The organism is Actinokineospora terrae, from assembly GCF_900111175.1.
Taxonomy (GTDB): Bacteria; Actinomycetota; Actinomycetes; order Mycobacteriales; family Pseudonocardiaceae; genus Actinokineospora; species Actinokineospora terrae.
In genome coordinates, this window is record NZ_FOGI01000009.1 from 235,814 (window position 1) to 256,331 (window position 20,518).

Annotated in this window: 16 protein-coding genes; 5 read left to right on the forward strand and 11 right to left on the reverse strand. The window is 64.0% G+C overall.

Going from position 1 to position 20,518, the window contains the following annotated elements:
* Positions 1-885 precede the first annotated feature (885 nt).
* The 3 genes from BMY07_RS34475 to BMY07_RS21980 form a co-directional block, all read right to left on the reverse strand.
* Positions 886-1,047, reverse strand: a complete 162-nt coding sequence (locus tag BMY07_RS34475) for a hypothetical protein (RefSeq protein ID WP_177215702.1) — start codon at positions 1,045-1,047, stop codon at positions 886-888.
* A gap of 411 nt (positions 1,048-1,458) precedes the next feature.
* On the reverse strand, positions 1,459-3,981 hold the full coding sequence (locus BMY07_RS21975) for a GmrSD restriction endonuclease domain-containing protein (RefSeq protein ID WP_092781798.1): 2,523 nt from the start codon (positions 3,979-3,981) through the stop codon (positions 1,459-1,461).
* A gap of 19 nt (positions 3,982-4,000) precedes the next feature.
* A complete protein-coding gene (locus BMY07_RS21980; RefSeq protein ID WP_245782561.1) occupies positions 4,001-6,169 on the reverse strand; it encodes a DEAD/DEAH box helicase in 2,169 nt (722 codons plus the stop codon).
* A gap of 1,287 nt (positions 6,170-7,456) precedes the next feature.
* On the opposite strand from BMY07_RS21980, the gene BMY07_RS33805 reads away from it, so the two are divergent.
* Positions 7,457-9,886, forward strand: coding sequence for a hypothetical protein (locus BMY07_RS33805; RefSeq protein WP_143073590.1), 2,430 nt, complete (start codon positions 7,457-7,459; stop codon positions 9,884-9,886).
* A 637-nt stretch (positions 9,887-10,523) separates the two neighbouring features.
* Here the strand turns inward: BMY07_RS33805 and BMY07_RS21985 are convergent.
* Positions 10,524-10,895 (reverse strand): signal peptidase I, encoded by a 372-nt coding sequence (locus BMY07_RS21985; protein WP_092781801.1) that lies wholly within the window; start codon positions 10,893-10,895, stop codon positions 10,524-10,526.
* Between the two features lie 187 nt (positions 10,896-11,082).
* Here BMY07_RS21985 and BMY07_RS21990 point away from each other — a divergent pair, with 187 nt between their 5' ends.
* Complete coding sequence (locus BMY07_RS21990) at positions 11,083-11,790, forward strand: creatininase family protein (protein ID WP_218150723.1); 708 nt, start codon at positions 11,083-11,085, stop codon at positions 11,788-11,790.
* A 14-nt stretch (positions 11,791-11,804) separates the two neighbouring features.
* On the opposite strand, the gene BMY07_RS21995 is transcribed toward BMY07_RS21990, so the two are convergent.
* From BMY07_RS21995 to BMY07_RS22020, 6 genes are read right to left on the reverse strand one after another with little or no spacing between them, the layout of a single operon-like run.
* Positions 11,805-12,227, reverse strand: a complete 423-nt coding sequence (locus BMY07_RS21995; RefSeq protein ID WP_092781807.1) for a hypothetical protein — start codon at positions 12,225-12,227, stop codon at positions 11,805-11,807.
* Positions 12,228-12,256: 29 nt separating this feature from the next.
* Positions 12,257-13,114 carry a helix-turn-helix domain-containing protein gene (locus BMY07_RS22000; RefSeq protein WP_092781810.1) on the reverse strand — a complete coding sequence of 286 codons (858 nt, stop codon included), beginning with the start codon at positions 13,112-13,114 and terminating at the stop codon, positions 12,257-12,259.
* Between the two features lie 24 nt (positions 13,115-13,138).
* Positions 13,139-13,510, reverse strand: a complete 372-nt coding sequence (locus BMY07_RS22005; RefSeq protein WP_092781813.1) for a hypothetical protein — start codon at positions 13,508-13,510, stop codon at positions 13,139-13,141.
* The gene (locus tag BMY07_RS22010) at positions 13,507-13,962 is read right to left on the reverse strand and encodes a hypothetical protein (RefSeq protein ID WP_092781816.1); all 456 of its coding nucleotides are present in this window, start codon (positions 13,960-13,962) and stop codon (positions 13,507-13,509) included. Before BMY07_RS22010 ends, BMY07_RS22005 begins: the two co-directional genes overlap by 4 nt.
* A gap of 2 nt (positions 13,963-13,964) precedes the next feature.
* The gene (locus BMY07_RS22015) at positions 13,965-14,561 is read right to left on the reverse strand and encodes a hypothetical protein (protein WP_092781819.1); all 597 of its coding nucleotides are present in this window, start codon (positions 14,559-14,561) and stop codon (positions 13,965-13,967) included.
* Positions 14,562-14,615: 54 nt separating this feature from the next.
* A complete protein-coding gene (locus BMY07_RS22020) occupies positions 14,616-15,074 on the reverse strand; it encodes an Imm1 family immunity protein (RefSeq protein WP_177215703.1) in 459 nt (152 codons plus the stop codon).
* A 225-nt stretch (positions 15,075-15,299) separates the two neighbouring features.
* On the opposite strand from BMY07_RS22020, the gene BMY07_RS22025 reads away from it, so the two are divergent.
* Positions 15,300-16,958 (forward strand): helix-turn-helix domain-containing protein, encoded by a 1,659-nt coding sequence (locus BMY07_RS22025; RefSeq protein WP_245782562.1) that lies wholly within the window; start codon positions 15,300-15,302, stop codon positions 16,956-16,958.
* A gap of 9 nt (positions 16,959-16,967) precedes the next feature.
* Here BMY07_RS22025 and BMY07_RS22030 read toward each other — a convergent pair whose 3' ends face one another.
* A complete protein-coding gene (locus BMY07_RS22030; RefSeq protein ID WP_177215704.1) occupies positions 16,968-17,882 on the reverse strand; it encodes a phosphotransferase family protein in 915 nt (304 codons plus the stop codon).
* A gap of 514 nt (positions 17,883-18,396) precedes the next feature.
* Here BMY07_RS22030 and BMY07_RS22035 point away from each other — a divergent pair.
* Together BMY07_RS22035 and BMY07_RS33820 are read left to right on the forward strand one after the other, a co-directional pair.
* Positions 18,397-18,615 carry a WhiB family transcriptional regulator gene (locus BMY07_RS22035; protein ID WP_342741551.1) on the forward strand — a complete coding sequence of 73 codons (219 nt, stop codon included), beginning with the start codon at positions 18,397-18,399 and terminating at the stop codon, positions 18,613-18,615.
* Between the two features lie 788 nt (positions 18,616-19,403).
* Positions 19,404-20,492, forward strand: a complete 1,089-nt coding sequence (locus BMY07_RS33820) for a hypothetical protein (protein WP_143073592.1) — start codon at positions 19,404-19,406, stop codon at positions 20,490-20,492.
* Positions 20,493-20,518 lie beyond the last annotated feature (26 nt).

Consider the following 20,518-nt stretch of genomic DNA (forward strand, 5'->3'; position numbering starts at 1 on the left):
CCACGGAGCTCGAGAGGTTCCAGGCAAGGATCAAGGACGTGAGTTGACCAAGCACCTGGGCACCTACTCGGCAGGCTGCTCAACCGGTTCATCGGCTTCTTCCGCACCACGACAGGCAGGGGGCAGACCCGCGCAGGCATCTGCGTCGATAAGCGGGTCGAGAAGGGCGAACGAGCCTTCCCGCTGGTCTGAAAGGTGGCCGATCGCTCGGTCTTCATGCCGAGCAGGCGCGTGGTGACCACGACGTTCGGCACTCACGCGGGCGTTGGTCCGCTGGTGACCGGGATCAAGGCGGGTATCGGCGGACAAGGGGATAGCAGGCGAAGCGGCCGACGAGTTGCACGGGCCCGGGCCAGCAGTCGACAAGAGCAGCATCAGCGGCGGCCACGACGTTGACGAACCCACAAGAACCTGGACATGTAGTGGACTACGCAAATCTCACGGTCGAGGACCACCGCGAACGAGTGCTCCCTACGCCGCGGGCTTGTGGGTCGAGCCCGTGACCGTCGTCTTCCTCAAACAAGGCAAGCCGGACTACGTGGTCCCCGGCCGACGGAAGGACGGCACGATCGCGGGAACCCGACCGTTGGGCAGCTTCTTCTGAAACCTCCCGCGCGGCACATTCGGCACCATCATCAGCATCGCTCCGCCCCTGGGCGGCGGCGAGTTCGTCAACTTCTTCAGCCGCGAAGGCCAAGTCACCGGCCCAGCCAACGCCCAAGCCCTGCCCATGGTCGACGTCGCCAAATCCGCACCCACCCTGGCTCGTCTACTCAGCCGGACGCCTGGCAATCGCCATGACCGCATCCTCGGGCAGCCACGCTTTCCATGCGGACCCGACTCCGAGTGCGCAGATCGGCCTCGGCCGACCGTTAAGTCCCCAGGCTAGAACTGCAGCAACCAGTGCTCGAAATGTTCGTCGAAGTTGTCGCCCACCGGCCCTGGTTTCACCGACCAGGCCTCAACCGCGACTTTCGCCCAGTGATGAGTCCCCGCACTGGTCAGGTAGACACCATCGACCCCCGTGCGCATGGTCTCGATATCCACCAACCCCGACCACGACCGTTCTCCCGGAGGAACCGGTCATTGTGAGCGATGCCGAACTTGTTCCACCCGACCTTGACGGTGTCGTCCACACGCGCAATCGGTTCCATCACCAGGGTCCTTACCCAAGCGATGACAGCACATCGTCGTCGCCGGGTTCGGCACCGACATGTGGGTGGGTGGCGATCTGGACACCGCGGGCTTCACCCACACCCTCCACATCCTCGAAGGCATAGCTGCCAAATGCCGCCACTGGATGGCAAGCGCCCCATGCCAACCCTACCGCCACTTACCCCCCGCCCCCACCCACAACCACGATCTAGCACGCGACTGACGCCTGCCGGACATGGTGCACTACAGCGCAATCCCGGCCTCGGGTCGCCTGCGCACCACCGCTGGCGACCCGAGCTTCTGTCACAGAGCTTGTTGGCCTGTGGTGGCGACCTCGTGGAACCAGCCGAGAGAATGGACGAGGCTTTCCCGCGCAGGCGCGTCCAGCAGCACGCCGAGGTCGAAGCCCGGACGCAGGTTGATCTTCGATTCGGGGAGCTCGACACCGTCGATGCTGTTGAGCCGTCGCCTGAGTTCTTCGCGCTGTGCCGGGTCGTTGAACGGCGAGCGCCTGCTCAGGTGCTGGAACACCACCTCGAACTTGCCGCTCGGGTAAATGGTGGCGGGCCAGATGTTGCCGTCGGGGTGCGCCTTGTCGCGGGACATCAAGAAGCACGATGTCTCGTTCTCACGGCCGAACTCGAGGTGTCCGCCTCGTTCGACCCATGCCTCCATCACCTGGCATACCGCCTCGGCGATGTCGCGACCCTGCCGCTCACCGAGCAGGCTGACGAACCGGTCGGGCAGCGTTGCATCCTCGCCGGGTTCGGGCACCGGACCCAGGTCTGGCACTTCGGCGCCGATGAACACGGCGAGCTCCTCGGTGCTGATCCGCTGAGCGCGGTCCGCGCGTCCGTGGCGGTCGAACACCACCCCCTCGGCCTCCAGCGTAATCCGGGGGTCGTCGGTGCGCGACACGTCGAGCCAGGCGAAGTTTGGCGAGAGCTTGCCGTCGAACTGCAACACCCGGTGCGCGTTCGGAGCGGGCGTTGTCGCGAGTCGCGCTCCGATCGCCACGGGATGGCTGCCGATCAGCGCCGCGAGGTCGCCGTATGTCGTCCAGGCCCCGGCGGGCAGCTCGGCTAGGGCCTGGTTCATCACCCCCCACGCCGTCCCCGCCGAGTTGTCGTCGGCTATCGCTGGTCCCGGCCACTCGGCGATCACCAGCTCGGCCAAGGCGTCGGCGCGTTCGTGGATCTGCGGTTTCCCCCACCGCTCCTGCTTGGCGATCTCCTGATTCATGCGCAGGCCGCTGCTCGCCAGCTTCGGGCGCTTCACCTCGAACGCGCCGTTGCTGAGCGTGGAGTTGTAACCGGTCAGCGTCAGGTTCCCCAGCGTGTGCACCAGCGCCTCGTGCGCCTGGCCGAGATCCTCGCCGTCCTCGAGGTCCTCAGCCAGCACCTGCCGCCACTGCGGGGTCGGTGACTGAGGCAGCACGTGCTCGATCGTCAGCGACGTCAGGTCCACCGGCTCCTTGCTGCCATGGGCCTCCTCCAACCACCGGAGCACCAGCGCCCGCTGGTGCGGACGCCCGTTCAGGTAGTAGGGCACCGACCGCACGGCTGCGCGGACTTCACGATCACTCGCGTAGTGCTTGCGGCCGATAGCCAGGTAACCGCGAACGGCTTGGTCGACCGGGCTTTCGGGGTCCATCTCGGTCACGATGGACAACAGCGTCCTGTTGATCCCGGCTGTGGCACGGCCGATGAGCAGGCGCCGGACGAAGTAGCTCTCCAGGTGCAGCATCGCTGTCGCGATCTGCGCCGAGCTCGCCGTGCCCGCTGCCCGCCGGTCCAACAGGTGCAAGAGCACGGGGTAGACGGTGGTCGTTCCCCACGCACCAAGTCGGGTCAGACGGTGCCGCACTGCGGTATCCGGTTCGCGGGTCGGGTCGAGGATCGTCCGCAAGAACTCCCCGAGCCTGCTGAACCGCTCGACCTCGTGCTTGATCTCCTCTTCCGAACGCAGCCTGTCCAACCGCCGCTGCTGACCGGTGTAGGTGTCAGCCTGTTTGACGCGCGGATCGCGCTGCACCAGGTCAAGCCAGAACAGCAACTCCAGCTGATCGCGCAGCAGGTACTTCTGGAGCGGCAGCCACAGGGATTCGTAAACGGCCTCGCCACTGGTGGGCAACCGCATGAACAGGTAGTTGCGCAGCAGATCTGCCTGGGTCAGCCGCAAGCCGGTGTTGTTGAGCGATTCGAAGATCCGGTGCGGGTTGTCGCCCTGCTGTGCGGTGACCGAGACCAGCGCGAGACCCGAGAAGACGGCGTCCTCGATCCGCTCGATGTCGTAGGTGTCATCGGGATCGTCAGCGCTCGCCAACCGAGCCAGGAAGAACCGGTAGGCAGCGCCGATGCGGTCGGTTCCGCCTGCCTGTGGTGTCGAGTCGACGCAGGCCAGGTAGGCGCCGCGGTCAGCTTGGGTCGGCACGAGCTTCAACCGCTGCTTGCCCGGCTTCCACTTGTTGACCAGGTACTGCTCGTTGATCCGCTCCTTGTGTTCCGCGCCCTCCCGTGCCGCTCGGTGGTCACGGATCGCGCACAGCAGGATGGAGAGCGTAGTGAGCCGCTGCTGCCCGTCGATCACCAAGTACTCGGGCACACCGGTCGGCCCGTTGGCCGGGCTGGGTGTGAGCACGACCGAGCCGATGAAGTGGGTCAGTTCCCGGTCGTGCGCGCGGTCCTCGGCCAGCTGGGAGATGTCTTCCCAGAGCTGCTTGAGCTGGTTGGTCTCCCAGGAGTAGGGCCGCTGGTAGAGCGGGATCTGATATTGCTTCGCTCCCTCCAACAGCTCTTGCAGGGATGTCTCACGCGCCACGACCATGTGTTCCCCCAATGTCGGTTCAGGATTCAATGCCGAGGCGGAGCTGCTCGGCTCGGATGATGCGTTGCTGGAGTGGGATGGCCTCGTCGTCAAGGAAGTCCGGGCGGTGTTCGCTGGTGTCGACCGACCGCAGGTCGGCATCCTTGGCATCGCTCTTGCGGGCGAACTCGGCGAACAAGAGGCTCTTGCGCTCTTGGACCTCGCGCAGGCGCTCGTCGACGCTGCCCTTGGCCAACAGCCGGTGCACCTGAACCTTGCGGATCTGCCCCATCCGGTAGGCGCGGGCGATGGCCTGCTCCTCGGTACTGGGCTTCCACTGGGGCTCGGCGATGATGACCACGGACGCCGCCTGCACGTTGAGCCCAACCCCACCAGCCTCGATCTGGCTGAGCAGCACAGCATGACCTTCGCGCTTGGAGAAGGTGTCAACGAGCTGCTGTCGAGCCACTGGCTGCACAGACCCGGTCAGCTCGCCGACCACGGACTGGCCAAGCCTGCTGTGGATGATCTGGAGCACGCCGAGGAAGTACGAGAAGACCACGACCTTGCGCCCATCTTCACGCGCCTCGTCCACGATCTCGGCGAGCCGTTCGAGCTTGGCGGAACCAGCAGGGCGAAACGCCGCTTGGCGCATCTGCATGAGGTTCTTTGCCCGCACCGCCGCGGTGTAGGCGGCGATATCGGACTCCGAGAAGTGCACCCAGTCCTCGACCTCGATCTTGTCGGGCAGCTCGGTGAGCACGTCTTCCTGGTTGCGCCGCAGGTAAACCGGTGCAACCGCGCGCCGGAACCGCTTGGCCCCGGTCACGGCGTCGGCGACGTCCAGATCGCGCGCGACCCTGGGCTGCAAGTAGTGGACGAGGTTGCGGAACTCCTCGACTCGGTTCTCCATCGGTGTGCCGGTGAGGAACAGCGCCCGCTGTGCCCTGGCGACGATCGCGGCAACGTGCTGGGAACGCTGGGACTCGGGGTTCTTGACGTAGTGGGCCTCGTCCACCACTAGCAGCGCGATCCCAGCGTCGGCGATGCCGTGGAGGCGGCCGAGGGTGGTGAAGGTGGTGACCGCGACACCGCCGGTCCGCAGCCAGTGGTGCGTGGCGACCGCACGGTCCGCGCCGTGCAGGCTGTGCCCGGTGAGCGTGCTGTGCTTGCGGATCTCGTTGAGCCAGTTGATCTGCACACTCGCGGGGCAGACCACGAGGAAGCGCGCCTGCCCCATCGCCGCCATGTGCGTCATCGTGGCCAGGGCCTGCACGGTCTTGCCGAGACCCATCTCGTCACCGAGGATCGAGTGCTTCTGGTGGATCGCGTACTGCGCTCCGAACACCTGGTACCCGCGCAAGGTCGTCTTCAGCAGACTCGTGTCCAGGGGAACGGCGGTGATCTCTTGGCGCAACTCCTCCGGGAGGAAACCCTGCGCGGCCTCGCCGTCATCACCGTCACCCTGCCCACCGAGTGTGGAGAGCAGCGCGTTGAAGCCGGCTGCGTCCTGGGAGTACTCCAGCCACAGTTGATCAGGCGCGTAGGACGCGGGGTCAACCGCCCGCTCTTGCTGGCCCACCGTGTGGAGCAGCCCTGCTGTCCGGGGAGCCGCCAGCAACGCGTCCAGCCGGGCCAATGCGGCGAGTGCGGTCCGCTTTCGCTTGCCGAATCGGAAGAGCATGCCCGCACGACTGGCCGTCGGCTCCGCTTCCTGCACCAAGCGCGCAGCTTGCGTGGTGAACTGCTGCAACGGCTCTTGCAGGGCACCTCGGATGCTGTCAGCGTGCCGGGCGGCGGCGAGTGTGGCGAGGAGTTGCGTCGCTCCGGGGTGGCGCTGGTCAGGGTCGAACCGAACTCGGGTCTCCAGCCGGATCTCGCGCGCGAGCCGGTGTGCCGCGGCCGACACCTGCTGAGCCGATTGCAGACCGATGCCCGGTACAGCCTGCAAGCGGTTCGGACTCACCCTGACCACGTGCCCGACTGTGCGGTAGCCGGCATCTGCAAGAGCACCGAGCCGAGCATTCTTGCCCGCGAGGCCCCGCAAGTCTGTGATCGGACGGGTGGCCACAACGGCCTGGGCCTGCTGGTCAGCCAGGATGTCGATCTGCTGCCGCGCACTTTCCCGCAGTGCATCCGGCGCTGACACCAGGGCCGTGGCCCGCTCGGCGAACTTGCGCACGTTGTCCAGCAAGGTCCTGGCAGCCACGCCCACCTTGCCCCTAGCCGTGTCGATCGCGGCCGCGTCGACACCTGCCAGCTGGCTGTGTGGCTCCTGTTCCCCGCTAGTCACCCGGTCCCCCTCCGTGCACCCCGCCCGTGCCGTCGTCATGTCGACCCAACCGGTGAGTCGCTGGTTGGTCAACTTCGGATACGCAGGACGGGGCTTCTCACCTCGTCGCAATCACCAGCGGTGACGTTAGCCTCGGGCGAGATCCCAACCACGTCTGGGCATCGTCGAACTCCATCGCGGCAAGACCCGCATCGGCGACCGCCTTAAGCTCGGCTGTCTGGTCGATCACCTGGCACACGTCATGCCGCCTCGGAGGTCGCCCACTAGCCAAGCAGACAGCCACGGCCAGGCAGACGAGGCCGTCAGCGCCCCACCCGCCGAGTTCGACGAGCCGCGACCTGCGCAGTTAGCCCTGCTGTAACCATTGCGAACGTCACACGAGGATCACCGTCAAGAACCGCATCTATGCCGCATGCCCCACTGCATTGCCCAATCGAGAACACCTATCTCCCGAAAGTGCGGTATTTGCCCACGTCAAGAACCGGATCAATGGACTACTTGTCCCCAGGAACCGAGACCCAACGTCACACCCCCCGGTAGGCGCGCAATCCGGCGCCACGATCAGCACCCTCCGACGCCGCATCACAGCGCTGAGACCCACGTGCACAGGCTCCAGGCAACGATCGAAGCGCGAGCGAACCCCCGCCACCCTGATCGACACACTCAACCGCACACAAGCAGAACGAGACACCGCTCGCGTCAAACTCAACTCCCAAGCGACCGGACAACCAGCGCCGCGGAGGTCGCCGTCCTGATCAACACCATCGCTCGCCAGCTCAACGACGCCAGCCCCGCCAACCTGCAAGAGCTCTACACCGCCCTTGACCTGGAGCTTCTCTACAACGCAGAAGACCGGATGCTCGACGTCAGCATCCGGTCCGGTAGGGGTAGTAAGCGTGTCCGAGGAGCGAGAGACGCACTACTCACCCGCAGGTTGCTAGGCCGGTCTTGTCGTCCCAAACCGTCTCGATGACCGCCTACCCCCATCGTTGCGGTCGTGAGTAGCCACTGCTCCACAGCTGGCCGACGGAGGGGCGAAGCATGACTGATCGATGGAACGAACGCAAGGGTGGCTCACGTAATGGCGCAAAGCTACAGGTCAGGTTGATACGCCGTGGCCAGCGAAGTCCAACGAGCTGGCGACTGTAACAAGGCGCGTAGTCGATGCGACAGTCGCTCATGACTGCTCTCCGTGGAGGATCCATGTCGAAGGAAAATCAGAAATCCGCCAGCGAACTCGCCAAGATACATAGTGATCCGCAATGGCGGATATCATTGATCAGATTGATCAACCTGACAGCATTGATGCGCGAGTCCATCATCGGAAGGGACTACCGAATCTCCGATGATCTCAACAATGCAATCTACCTCACGAGGGAGGGTGATGCTATCAAGAAAACGCTCATCACAAAGCATGAAGTTCCGGCAAAGGAGGCCAAGCTCATGTGCTTCCTGGTCTTTGCATACCGAGATCTATTCGTCGATGTCGAGGCTACTAACTATGTAGCACTAGTGCGAGAGATCGGAAAGCAGGTGAAGTCGGGTTCGATTCGCCATCCGTTCGTGTTTGGTCGCGCATTGTACGATAAGGCAGCAGAACTGTTTCCAGATGAACGTCGATACCTTAGTGTTGCAGATACTATGCGCCTTCTGGACGAAACGCCCTATGGGGTTTGGCAGGCTGGCGATCTAGTTACAGGCCCATATGGGATCATTCGGTCTAAAGTGCATAGAGACCTCCCGCCCTCAACCGAGGTTCCTTTGCAACACTGTGCGGATCTCACATGCAACACGATCCATTATGTTCGTCTTTCCACGGCTTACGACGCACCTGTGAATGCGCACAGACCGAAATTGACACGACTTCTCGAGGGCGATGGAATCGAACCATCCGAGTGGAACAGATTCATTAGTGAACTAATCTACGAGAAGGTATCAGTCCACGATGACTCCACTTTGCAACCACTTACGAACCTTCTAGGAGACGGTCTGGACGAACCAGAGCTGCGAATACTCCTAGCACGATTGCTGGATTTGACCGGTGAAGGGTTGAGAGAAGTAGCGGCTAGTGTGGGACTTCGAGGTAAGGCAAGCTCGATGGTGGCGGAGCTTTCGCGGGCGGAACTCCTTCAGCTGACGCTTTACTGTTCAGACGATGAAATTTTGCGGAATCTAGATGAGCTTGTTCGAACGCGGGAGATAGTGGTTCCTCCAGGGGAGCAACGGAGGGCCCGGGTGAACGGACGCGAGTGGATAGGAGCATGGCAGTTGGAAGCTGTGCTCGGCCATCAGGGGGTCACTGTTCGTGCGCCAAGTTCTCGGTTGGCCGTACTTCGAATGCATCGACTTGTAAAAGCGCTATACAAGGTCGACAAGGTCGACGATATGCACAACCTCGACTGGCAACTTCGCGGCCTCGATGCAGTAACTCCAGCAGCCAAGCTAGCCGAGTATCTGCGATCGGTTAGCCCTGAAGCTGTATTGAGGAACCTGATTCTAGCTCGGCGAGAGAATGCGGAATACGCTTGTACTACACTTGGTCTGCCAGACATCGACCAACTCGGTGATGACGAACTTGTAGCAATGGCTCTATGGAAGCTCGGATTCAGCACAACTGAACTCGAAGTACCTCACGGCAAGTTCTTTGAACATCTTAAAGAGATGCTGGGGCTAGCAAAGGCAGCTCAGCTTAGCTCCAGTGTAGACGAGGAGCCGATCCGTCGCGCCTCTGTGGTGCTCTACGAGAAGCTGGAGGGTCTCCTTGTAGATGTGCTGGCTTATGTGACGTGGGCGCTTATCAATGATCATTATGCGAGTGATCGGCCATTTGAGTTCCGGGGTAATCTCGAATTTGAAACCTCTTGCGCTGTTCTCAACGCAAGCTCAGCGAACGCCGGCACTAATGGCGTGGACTTCAGCGCGCCTCTGACGCTGAACCCACTGATACGCGGCCTAGGAATACTGTCTGAACATCTGGATGGGCTTCGCGAAGGATCCGAGAAGTATCTTCGCCCGAAGGATAGTATACCAGACTATGTTCGCAGGACGAGCATACAGGAATTTCCGTTTGGGCACGTCCATCCGTTTCTTGATTTGGATGGCCGCGCGCAAAAGACAATAATCGATGGTCTTCAAAAAGTTCGTCATACCATGGAGTCGAACAATGTAGCCAGCAGTCGCAATGATCTGAGCCACTTTCGCAGATCTAGTGTGGACATGACAAAGTTAGTGGACAGCCTTGAGGCTATGAATCAAGCGGTCGGCCTACTCGACTCGCTGGGGTTTGTCAGACTGCCGTTCATACACGAGCAGACCAAATCTGACGAATGGGGCAGGAGGACTGTAATACTCAAGTCCCCCACCGGTCAGAGGGTGTCTTTCAGTCGACCGTCGGCTTACGACTCCCTACTTCTACCACGTCTGGACGAGCCGCAGTACCTGATGCATTCGGCGACATTTGCCGAGCCCAACGAAGTCCTACGTTTCCGTCCCGGCTTTGATTCTCCTTATCAGGATATGTGGGTCGACTTTCCTAAGCGAAGGATGGCCAATCGCTCGATTGTTGCCAATCAATCCGAGTCTGGAGCGGCCAATGCCGATGGGACGAACCGTTCTAGTTCAAGGCTCGGATAGTGGTAACCGACCTATTAGTTGAGTCAAGCGGCTAGTAGCGAGCACGCTCCGGTAGAGACTTTGATACGGCCGAGAGTCAGCGACGGTCATTGCGTCAGAGGTGTCGACCGCCATCCATGACGCAGTTGTCGGGGCGAGTGAAAGTATAGATGTTTCAATGGGGTCTATGCGGAAGCGGTCATCGATTAGGATGAGGATGGTGGCGCGCTGGATCGTCGGTGGTCCAGATGAGATGTTTTGGCCGCGCGGGATGGGTGGCCCATTTGAACTCGATGTCTTTCGTTTGCGGGTGGGTGCTGAAGTGGTTGACTAGCCAGCCAGGCCGATAACGGGGCCAAGGCTTTAGATCCATTAAGCGCGTCTTTCTATCGACTCGACTATCTTCATGGTAGCCTACTGAAACGGCTGGGTGCCGCTCATTCAGTGGCCGAATCCCCGGCTGCCAGGGCGGCTTTGGTCTGGTCGTCTAGCCAGATCATGGCTTGTTCGAGGTTGGGGGTCTGACCACGGAACTGGTCGAGGTGGTGTTCAGGGTGGGCTCACACTTAGTTTGGTCTTTAATGCCAGACTAGGTGCTGATGCCAGCACTGATTAGGGTTTCCGCCGGTCTTGCGCCGGATTGCTGTCGGTGGAGTGGCTAAGCGGCCGAGGGCCAGCGGACGGTCATGACGATGGAGTCGGCGAGGGCTTCCCAGGAGTGGTCGACTCCGGCGCCCCACATGACGTAGTCGCCGGGGCGGGTCATGGCGTGGTGGCCGCCGGTGAGGTCTACGCGGAAGTGGCCGCTGACCAGGACGACCAGGGTCGTGCGTTGGTCGTCGGAGGTCCATTCGGGGCGCTTGTCGCCTGCTGGGTGGGTGCCCCATTTGACCTCGACGTCCTTGGAGGAGCGGACGCCTTCGGATGGGTCGATGAAGTGGCCGACTAGCCAGCCGCGGGTGTTGGTGGTGTCGTCGGCGGCGTTGCCGCTGGTCCAACGTTGGGTGGGGTCGTTTGGTGTGGGATGCATTGGCGGGATTCTAGGGTGGAAGCGAGGGCATTGTCGGAGCTGCGGCGCAGTGGTGCCGTTGAGTTCGGCGCAACTGGGGATGTGTGTAGGGCGCAGTCGGGGGAAGTGGGGGTGTAGTGCTGTGCGTGGGGTTGGGGGTGTAGCTAGGGTCGCTGCGTCTTGGTGGTAGCGATTGCGGGGTGTTGGTGTGCTTACTGATTGGACTTCTCGGGATGCGGGTCGGTGGAATTCCGAGGTTGCGGTGATGGCGGTGGGGAGTTTTGAGCAGCATGGGGGGCATTTGCCGTTGGTGACGGATACGGTTGTTGCTGAGGTGATTGCGCAACGGTTGGCGGAGAGGTATGGGTTGTTTCGGTTGCCGCCGGTGACGATGTCGTGTTCGCATGAGCATGAGGGGTATCCGGGGACGGTGAGTCTCAGTGCGTCGACGGTGATCGCGATTATTCGGGATGTGCGGGCGTCGTTGGCTGAGGTGCATACGAACACGCGTCTGGTGTTGGTGAATGGACATGGCGGTAACTATGTGTTGTCGAATATCGCGCAAGAGGCGAATCTGATCGGGCCGTCGATGGCGTTGTTCCCTGGGCGGCGCGATGTGGAGGTGGCGCGGGAGGCAGCGGGGATGGAGTCGACGGCGAGTGAGGACATGCATGGTGGGGAGTGGGAGACCTCGATCCTCTTGCATGCGTATCCGGAGCTGGTGCGGCCCAGCTACAGGGAGGCCGACTACGAGGCGCCGGAGCGGCCGTACTTCCATCTGACGGGGATGGCGGGGTACTCGAAGACGGGGATCATCGGGTACCCGTCTAAGGCAACCGCGGACAAGGGGGCCAGGGCGCTGGACTCGCTGACCGCGTCGTTCCGGGGAATCCATGACCTTCTGGTGGCCGACTGACAGGCCACATGCGGTCATTCAGTGGCCGCATGCCTGGCTGTCAGGGCGGTTGATGCCTGCTCGTGGAGCCAGAGCAAGGTCTGGTCAGGGCTAAGAGCCTGGTCTCGGAACTTGTCCAAGTGGTGTTCGGGGTGGGCGCACACCTGGACCTCGGTGCGGTCGGGGAGTCGGCCGTGGACCTGGATCTTGGCTGTGTAGTCGTCTGTTTCGCCGAGAAGTCTGGGTTGTGGGTTGGTGAGGGTGTTGGCCCAGTGCAGGAGGGTTGCGGCGATGATGGGCAGGCTCTCGGAGTGGATCATCACCCGCGCGTAGTCGCTGGGGCGTCCACCCACGGACAGAGTGATGAGGTGCGGGGTGGGCAGTGAGTAGGTGATCAGGTGCTGGTCGAGTGCGCTGGTCATCCTGGTGAGGGCTGCGGTGATGGCGGTGCGGCTCACTGCGGGGGTGTGCTTTCTGCGGGTGGGTGTCAGGCGGGGATGCGCTGGGTTCGGTAGTCGGCGAGTGCGCCGAGCGGGCGGCTCTGGCGAGCGAGGTCGGTGAGGAGCGATTCGTAGATGCGGACGGTGTGGGGTTCTTCGGTGTAGAGGTTCGCGGTGTGTGTCGGTAGGTGGAGGACCTTGGCGCGGCTTGTGGTGGTGAGCAGTTGGAAGGGTGTTGTGAGGTGGGGGCTGGCGAGGGCGGGGAGGTCGAGCACCCGGATGGAGATGGTGGGGGCCGAGGCGAGGGTGTGGAGGTGGTGGAGTTGGTCGGGGAAGACCTTCTCGCGGTTCGCGGCGGTGAAGAGGGCCAGGTTGCTGAGGATGACGGTGATGGCGGGCGGCGTTGTCCTGGTGAGTAGTCGGCGGCGTGCGTGGTGGGTGGCGAGGTGTGCGGGGATGGTGTCGGCGGGGACCAGGGGTGACGCGGTGAGTAGGGCGTGGTGGTAGTCGGGGGTGTGGACGATGTCGGGTAGGGACGTCGGGGTGTAGTAGGTGATGGCGGTGGAGTCGTGTTCGAGGTCGGTGAGGGTGTTGGCGTAGAGGCCGGTGTCGTGGTGGTCGTGCCAGTGACGCGGGGTGTGGTGGTCGGCGGCGAGTGCTAGGAGTTGGTCGCGGTCGGTGCGGTGGGTGTGGCCGCAGGCGATGAGCAGGTGCACGAGGTCTGCTGGCGGGATGTGGCGTTGGCCGTTGACGTAGCGGGACAGGGTGGCGGGGTGCCAGCCCAGGTGGCGGGCGAGGTCGTTGTTGGTGTGGCCTGCGTCGGTCATGATGCGGCGGAGTTCACGACCGAGGATCCAGGTTCGTAGGGATGTGGCAGAACTGGGGCCGCGGTGGCTGGTGGGCATGGGCGGACATCCTGGGTTCGGCGGTTACCGCTTCGGCTGGTCTGGGTTGAGTGCCGTGTGGATCTCATCGAGGCGTTGGCGCAACGCCAAGACGTGTTGTTCCACAACAAGCAGGCGGGCGAGTGGGTCCAGCCGGGGTAGTGGAGAGGTTTCGCGGCTGGGTGGCGTTCGTCCGGTGAGGACTGCGGCGAGGTGGCCAGGGTGAAGTTCGAGGGCGACGGAGAGCGCTTCCAGGGTTCGGCTGTTTCGCCTGCGTTGGACGGTGTTGTACTGGAGCTCGCGGATGGTGGCGGGGGCGACCTGTGACCGTTCGGCGAGCGCCAGTTGGGACAGTCGGAGTTCGCGTGTCCGGGCGCTGATGGTGCGGGCGACCGCGTTCCAGTTTCTGGCCGTCATGAGACCGCTTTGTGGTGGGTGATGGGCATTCGGTCGGCTAGCTCGCCGGTGATCACTGCTAGGGCCGTGGCGGTGTGGTGGTGGTAGGTGAGAGTGAGTTGGTGGTTGCGGGTGGCGCTGGTCATGGTGATGCCGTCGGGCGCGTGGGTGACGGTGAGTCTTGTTCCGGTGCTGGTGAAGGTGGCCGTTCGTCCCTGGGTGTGGCAGACGGCGGTCAGGCGCACGGTGTCGGTTCGGGTGAGTACGACGCTGTAGGTGGGGATGGCGGCGGGGTGGAGGTGCGCGGTGGACAGACCGGGGTCGAGATCGAAGATCGTGGTCGCTTGCGTGCCATCGGGGAGTTCGGCTTTGAGGCACCAGCGGTGGGCGAAGTGGTCGAAGACGGGGCCGTGGCGGACGATGAGTGCTTCGGCTTGTGGGGTGGGGCCGGTGGGTCGTCCGCGCGGGGGCATGGTCAGTCCACGATGGTGCAGTCGCCGAGCAAGCGGACGAGGTTGTGGGCCAGGGTCCACACGACGGCGGGGTCGGTGTAGTCGAGTAGGACTTGCTCGCCGGGGGTGATGCCGGTGCGGCCGGGGTGGAACTGGAGGCCCTGGATTCCGGAGATGTCGTGTTGGCGGGATCGGATGACGATGTGGCCGCGGCGTAGGGCTGGGCAGTGTTGGGTGGCCACGTCGATACAGGGGCGGCAGATGGGCGGTTCGGTGACCCCCATGCCGTGAGGCCAATCGGGCCAGTCGTCGCGGTGGTCCAACAACAGCCACAGGACACCGTCGGGGGTCTGGTCGGCGGGGTTGGCGCAGACCTGGCACAGCAGGCGACGCATCGCGCGGCGTTGGCGGGCTGGGTGGATCTTGCCGAAGCTGGGGCGGCCAACGGTCGGGGCGGAGTTCGCTCGTGCCCAGAGGACACCGTGCTTGTCGCGGTCGCCCAAGGCCTCGTCCCGGTAGGCGATGCCACGGCCGGACGGGCGGCGGGTGAGCTGGCCGAGGGCAGTGGCTTCGGTGCTCCACCTGGTGATGTACGGGACGGTCAGTGTTGGGGTAGACATAGTCCGCTCGTGGGGTTGAGTCGAGTGGGTGATGGAGCGCGCGCCTGGCAAGGGTCAGTAGGTCTTGAAAGGGCGCCACTGAATGCAGGTGGGCCGCTCGCGCGTGCATAGCCACTGATGGAGAGCAGCCCGGGCGTCGGGGATCGGGATGACAGCGGAGTGGGGAAAGATGGCTCCGGTGGCGCCGTTGAAGATCAGGTCGACATCCGGTGGTGGCTGTCTCGGGTTGTGTGAGATGGCGAGAACAAGTTCCGGGTCGGTGTGGTCGGTGTAGTTCAAGGCCGCGAATCCCAGGGATGGCCGGACGCTCAGGCGCATTTGGTGATCGGGGTAAGGACCGTCTTTCGTCTGATGGAACTCGATGTCGCCGATCGCGAGGACGGTTTCCCAGTCGGTGTGTTCCAGGGTCAGGATGTGGTCGATCAGGCTGGTGGACGCCGGTAGTCCACTGGTGACGTGAACGACGCCAGTGGTCAGCGACGCGGTGACGACGGGGCGTAGGGGGTCGGCCATCGTGGGGCGGGTACCTGTCTCGGAGGTGGTGGGACTGCCACAACAGTCGCCCGGCCTGGTGGGACCACCTATATCGCTGCGGGAATGCCACATTCTGAGCGGGAATACGGCCGCAGCGCGGCTACTGTGCGGCGACTCGTTCACCCGTTGGTGGGGTGTACGTTTCCGCATGTACCCTGGTCAACGGACTGGCAGCGGCTCCACACCCGGGACAGGGGAACGAGGATGGGCGCACCCGATCACGCAGCGGCGGGTGAGCGGCGGTGTCCGGGATGCGGCGCGGCACTGGCCGCGGCCAACACCGGGCGCCTGTGCATCAAGTGCCACCGGGAGCACTACGACCAGCTGGACAAGCCGCCCGTCGACCTGGGCGAAGACTTCTTCGACACCGACGAGTTCCGGGCCGCCTTCGAGAGCCAGCACATCGGCAAGGTCTTCAGGGCCTACCGCTACCACATGCGCCATCTCTGGCTCTTCGGGAAAGCGCTGAACCAGGAACTGCTGGGCCGGTGGCTAGGTCTCACTCAAGCACAAATCAGCAAGCTGGAAAAGGGCAAGCCGGAACAGAACCTTGAAACGCTCCGATACTACGCCAGAACGCTGCACCTGCCCCAACACCTGCTGTGGTTCGACCTCTCCACACAAAGCCGGATCGAACGACCACGGCGGATCACAGCACACCAAGTACCGTTCTCATCCCGGGAAGCCGGGTCCGTGGACCTGGCCGAGACAAGCGAGGCGTTCGGACCCGAGATCGCCGAGCACATCCGCCGCAGCCAAGCAGAGTGGCTTCGAGTCCGCCGTGTCGGGAGCTCCCGTGGTCGCGAGCTGGCTGAGACAGCGGCATGGCTCTATCCGTCTGGCCAACGCGCACTCGGCGGTCATGTGCTGACTGGACCCGGTTGGTTGCTGGAAGAACCCGTGGAGTTGGACTCGGTGAAACTAGCCTTCTCCGACGCCGACCAGCCCACACCTCACCTTGGACCGGTGGATCACGTTCTGCCGCTGAGTGACCGAGGTGATCGCTACGGGAGCTACAGTCGCGCGGTGCGCGACCTGGTTCGGCCCCGGCTGCTGGAGAACCGACTTAGCTACCGCCTTCTCGACGTGTCCACCGCGGGCGGATACGGGCTGACCTTCGGGACCACAACGTTCTTCGAGGTGTTCGACGCCAAGGAATACCTCGCTCACGAGTTCAAGGCCGCGTGGCTGGCAGCAGGCGGGTCAGTGCCCACATGGGACGCTCTGCCGCTCAGGTCAGCGCTCGGCGACCCCTTCGATCCCGCCAGAATGCTGATGTCACCAGGTATCAGCACCTTGACCATCCGCAAGGACACACACGGGGAGCATCGCTTCGTGGTGCACCAGCGCGACGGCAGCGCTGTCGCTGACGGTGGTGGCATGTGCACCGTCATGCCGTCAGGAGAGTTCCAGCCATCATCGTTCGCTGCGGTCGATGTGGACAACGACTTTTCGTTGTGGCGCAACATCATGCGCGAGTACTCCGAAGAGTTCCTTGGCAACCCCGAACACGATGGTTCCGGAGCGAGATCCATCGACTACGCCGGGGACGAACCCTTCCGATCCTTCGAGCAAGCTCGCACCGACGGCCGCTTCCGACTCTGGCACTACGGCCTGGTGATGGACCCCCTCACCCTGGGCGCGAGTCAACGGACGGTTGCCGTCGTGGACGGCGAGGTGTTCGACCGGTTGTTCACCGGACTGGTGGCGACTAACGACGAAGGCCATATCGTCGGCGAGGGAGGCCGAGCGGACATGCCCTTCACTGCCGAGGCGATCAGCCGGTTGGAATCGCGATTCTCAGCCAGCTCCCTGACCTTGCTCCGACTGGCCTGGCGCGATCGACACCACTTGCTCGGCTGACCAGCTGGACTAGAACGGCCGCCACCGAGCCCCAGGCTGCTGTGACCGGATGGTGCGCATCCTGGCCGCGAACTCCTCGGCGATCTCGTGGGACTGGTTGATGTTCTGCATCAGCCAGGTGGTCATCTTGATCTCGTGTACCTGCCGGAGCACATCGAAGCCAGACCAGTCGGTAACGTCGAAGCCGTACGCGTCAACGAAAGCAGCGTATTGCTTGGGCGACCACCACTGGGCTGTGACGTACTCGGTGGCGGTCATCGCCAAGTCCCACTCGGATTGACCGAACCCCATGTTCTCGAAGTCGATGAGCACCGGGTTGCCGTTGACGACCATGACGTTCTTGATGTGCGCATCGCCGTGGACGGGCGACTTGTCCAGCGGAAAGGTTAGTTCGTCGACCTGGTCGCTGAGTTCCTTGAACTTGGCGAGGAGGTAGGACTTGTCCCTGTCGGCAGCCGGAGCTGTTTCTAGGCGCCTGGTGACTCGCTCCGCGAAGTCGTACCCGGGCAGCGTGAAGTGTGCCGGTGCGGGTAGCGAGTGGAGTCGGCGGAGGAGTTGCGCCAGTTTGGTGATGTCCTGCGGGCCTGCGTCATTGCCTGGGATGAGCCTCCAGAAGGTGACGGGGTGTCCACCGACTTCAATGGGCTGTACCAGATCGGCGACTACGGCAGCGGCAGGGTAGTCGACGTCGGCGAGCCACTCGGCTACGTGGACCTCGTTGGCGGACTGGTGCCAGTAGTCCATAGTGCGAGCGATCCGGACGATAATAGGCTCATTCGCCAGTCTATATAGGGCGTTCTCGCCGATTCGCACGAGCGTGGCGTCCGTCGAGTCGAAGCCTGCATCAGTGCAGGCAGCGTCTAGAACCGCGCGGGTGACCTGCGGGGAGAACACCTCGGCGCTTTCGCTCGCATGGTCGATCACGGGTATCAGGCTACCGGGCGAGATAGATCGACATTCAGCCTGGGAATATTGCTGGCGAAGTATTCTTTCTTGGAATGTTCGATCAGTGCTGTCATATGGCGACCTGCGGATATTCTCGACGGGAATTGTCGCATCCCGAACGGGCATGGGTTTCGTTCTAGCTTTCGGTCCTACTGGACTCGGCGGCTCGCAGACAGCGGGTCACGAGCAAAGGACTCGAACCAATGAGCAGCAAATCTTCTCGGCATGCTCCATGCCTGTTGTCGGTTGCGGCGGTTGCGTGGGTTCTCGGTGTTGATCGGGCGCGGGTGAGTCGGGCTATTCGGGTGGGGACATTGCGGGTTGTTCGGTGTGGGCGTGGGGTGGCTGTTCCGGCTCATGTGCTGGCGCATCTTGCGGATGAGTCGGGTGATGCGTGATGACGGACTTCGAGCGCATCGCGGCTGGGTTGGATCGGTATGAGTCGGTGCCTGATGACGTGTTGTGGGCGGTGGTGACCCGTGATGGGGCCTGCATGGAGGTCGGGCGGGAGCCGGTGTGGTCGGGGGATGACCTGGGTGATCGTGAGTTGGCGGCTCGGGTCTGTGCTGGGTGCCCGGTTCGGCGTGAGTGCCTGGAGCTTGAGTTGCGGGCGTCCGGTGGCCAGGTGTTTGGGGTGTGGGGTGCGCTGTCAGCGGATGACGTGCGTGCGCTGTATCCGGTGTGGCGGGAGCGCCGTGGCGGTGGCCGATGAGCGGCGACTGGTTCAGGGATGCTCGGGGCTGGCTTGTGCACGTTGCGCCGGGCCTGTTGGTGCGGACGGTGTGGCGTGGGGCGTTCCGCGCTGGCCGGTGGTTTGTCGTGCGCGGGGTTCCCGGGGTGGCGAGGTTCGTGGGCCTGGCGGTGGTCGGCGGGTGGTGGCTCGCTCGGTGCTTGGGGCGCTACCTGCTGGCCTATCGGGAGTATGGGCCGTTGGTGCGGGAGTTGGAGGTGGAGGCCGGGCGCGCTCACCGGGCGAAGACTGCGCGGGAAGCGTGGCGGCGGGCCGCCTACCGCAGGTTGTGTCTGGTCGGAGGAGTGTTGGTCGGCCTGGTGGGTGGCCTGGCCGTACTCGGGGACCGGTATGGCGCCTGGGTGTCGTGGGCGGCGTGGTCGACGCTGGCGGTTGTGTGCGCTGCGGTGGGTCGGGCGCGTCGACCTGCGCGGCCACGGGCTGACGTGGTCGCCGGGAGCGTCCTGGTGCCGAATGAGCCGTTTCCGATCGCTGATGCTCACACGCGGGGGCAGGCGGCGGACTGTGTGGCGCGGGCGGTGGCGGCGGAGGGGATCGAGCTGCGCGGGGTGGAGGGCGCTCGGCGTACGCCGTGGGGGTGGGAGGCGGCGGTGGTGCTCAAGCGCGGGACTCCGGCTGGTCTGGTGGCGAAGGTGGCGGAGTTGGAGACGACGCTGGATCTGCCGTCGGGTGGGGTGTTGGCGGCGCCGGATCGTGGGCGTCGGGCGCGGGTGGTGTTGCGGTTGGCGGAGCGGGATCCGTTCGCGGGGTTGGCGGTGGCGCCGGATCGCGCGGCGGGGTCGTTGTCGATCAAGGACGCGCATGTGGTCGGGGCGCGGATGAGCGGGGATGACCTGCGGCTGTCGCTGTATGGGGTGCACGCGGTGGTGATCGGTGGGCCGGGTGCAGGCAAGTCGCAGACGATGCGAACCCTGGCTGACGCGGTATCGGCGTGTGCGGACGCGGTGGTGTGGGACCTGGACCCGGCGGGGAACGGGCTGGAGGTGCTCGGTGGTGGCGTCGAGCGGGTTGAGCGGGAGCAGGCCGGGATCGAGGCGGCGCTAGCGGACGCGGTGGCGATGGCGCAGACGCGGCCGAAGCTGCTGACCCGGTTGGGGATGGGTGACGCATGGGACGCGTCGCCGGAGCGACCTGCTGTGGTGGTGTTCTGCGACGAGTATCCGCGCCTGTCGGATCAGGCGAAGGCGCTGGCCGTTGACCTGATCCGGATTGGGCGGAAGTCGCGGGTGACGCTGGTGTTGGCGGCAAGTGAAGCCACGTCCGACGCACTCGGGGCCGCGGTGGCGGAGATCGCGGCGTTGAAGATCATGCACGCGTGCCGTCATGCGGATGTGCGGCTGGTGCTCGGGGCGAACATGATCGGCGAGGGTTGGCGGCCGGATCGGCTCAACCCCGCGACCGGGGAGGCGCCGGAGGACGCTGGCGTGTGTTTCGTGCACGCGGCCGGGTCGCGGGATCCGATCTTGAACAAGATCCGGCCGGTGCCTGCTGGTCGGGCGCGGTTGAACGGCCCCCGGAGAGCCGCGCAAGGGTTGCCGCGCATCGACGCGGACAGCTTGGCTGGCGCTCGACCTGTTGAGGACTCGGTGGACCGGGTGGCCGTGGTGGATGTGCTGGCGGTGTTCGGATCGGATGATCGCTTGTGGACTGACACGGTGCTGTCCCGGCTGGCCACCGTCGATGGTCGGTACGCGGCGTGGACGGCAGAGGATCTGGCGGCGGTGTTGGTGCCGTTGGGGGTGCGGCCGGGTCAAGTGAAGATCGGTAATCGTAACCGCAACGGGTACCGTCGCGCGGTCCTCGGGGACGCGTGGGACCTCTACCGGGGTGGCCGATGAGGTCTACCCGGGTAGAGGCCGGTAGG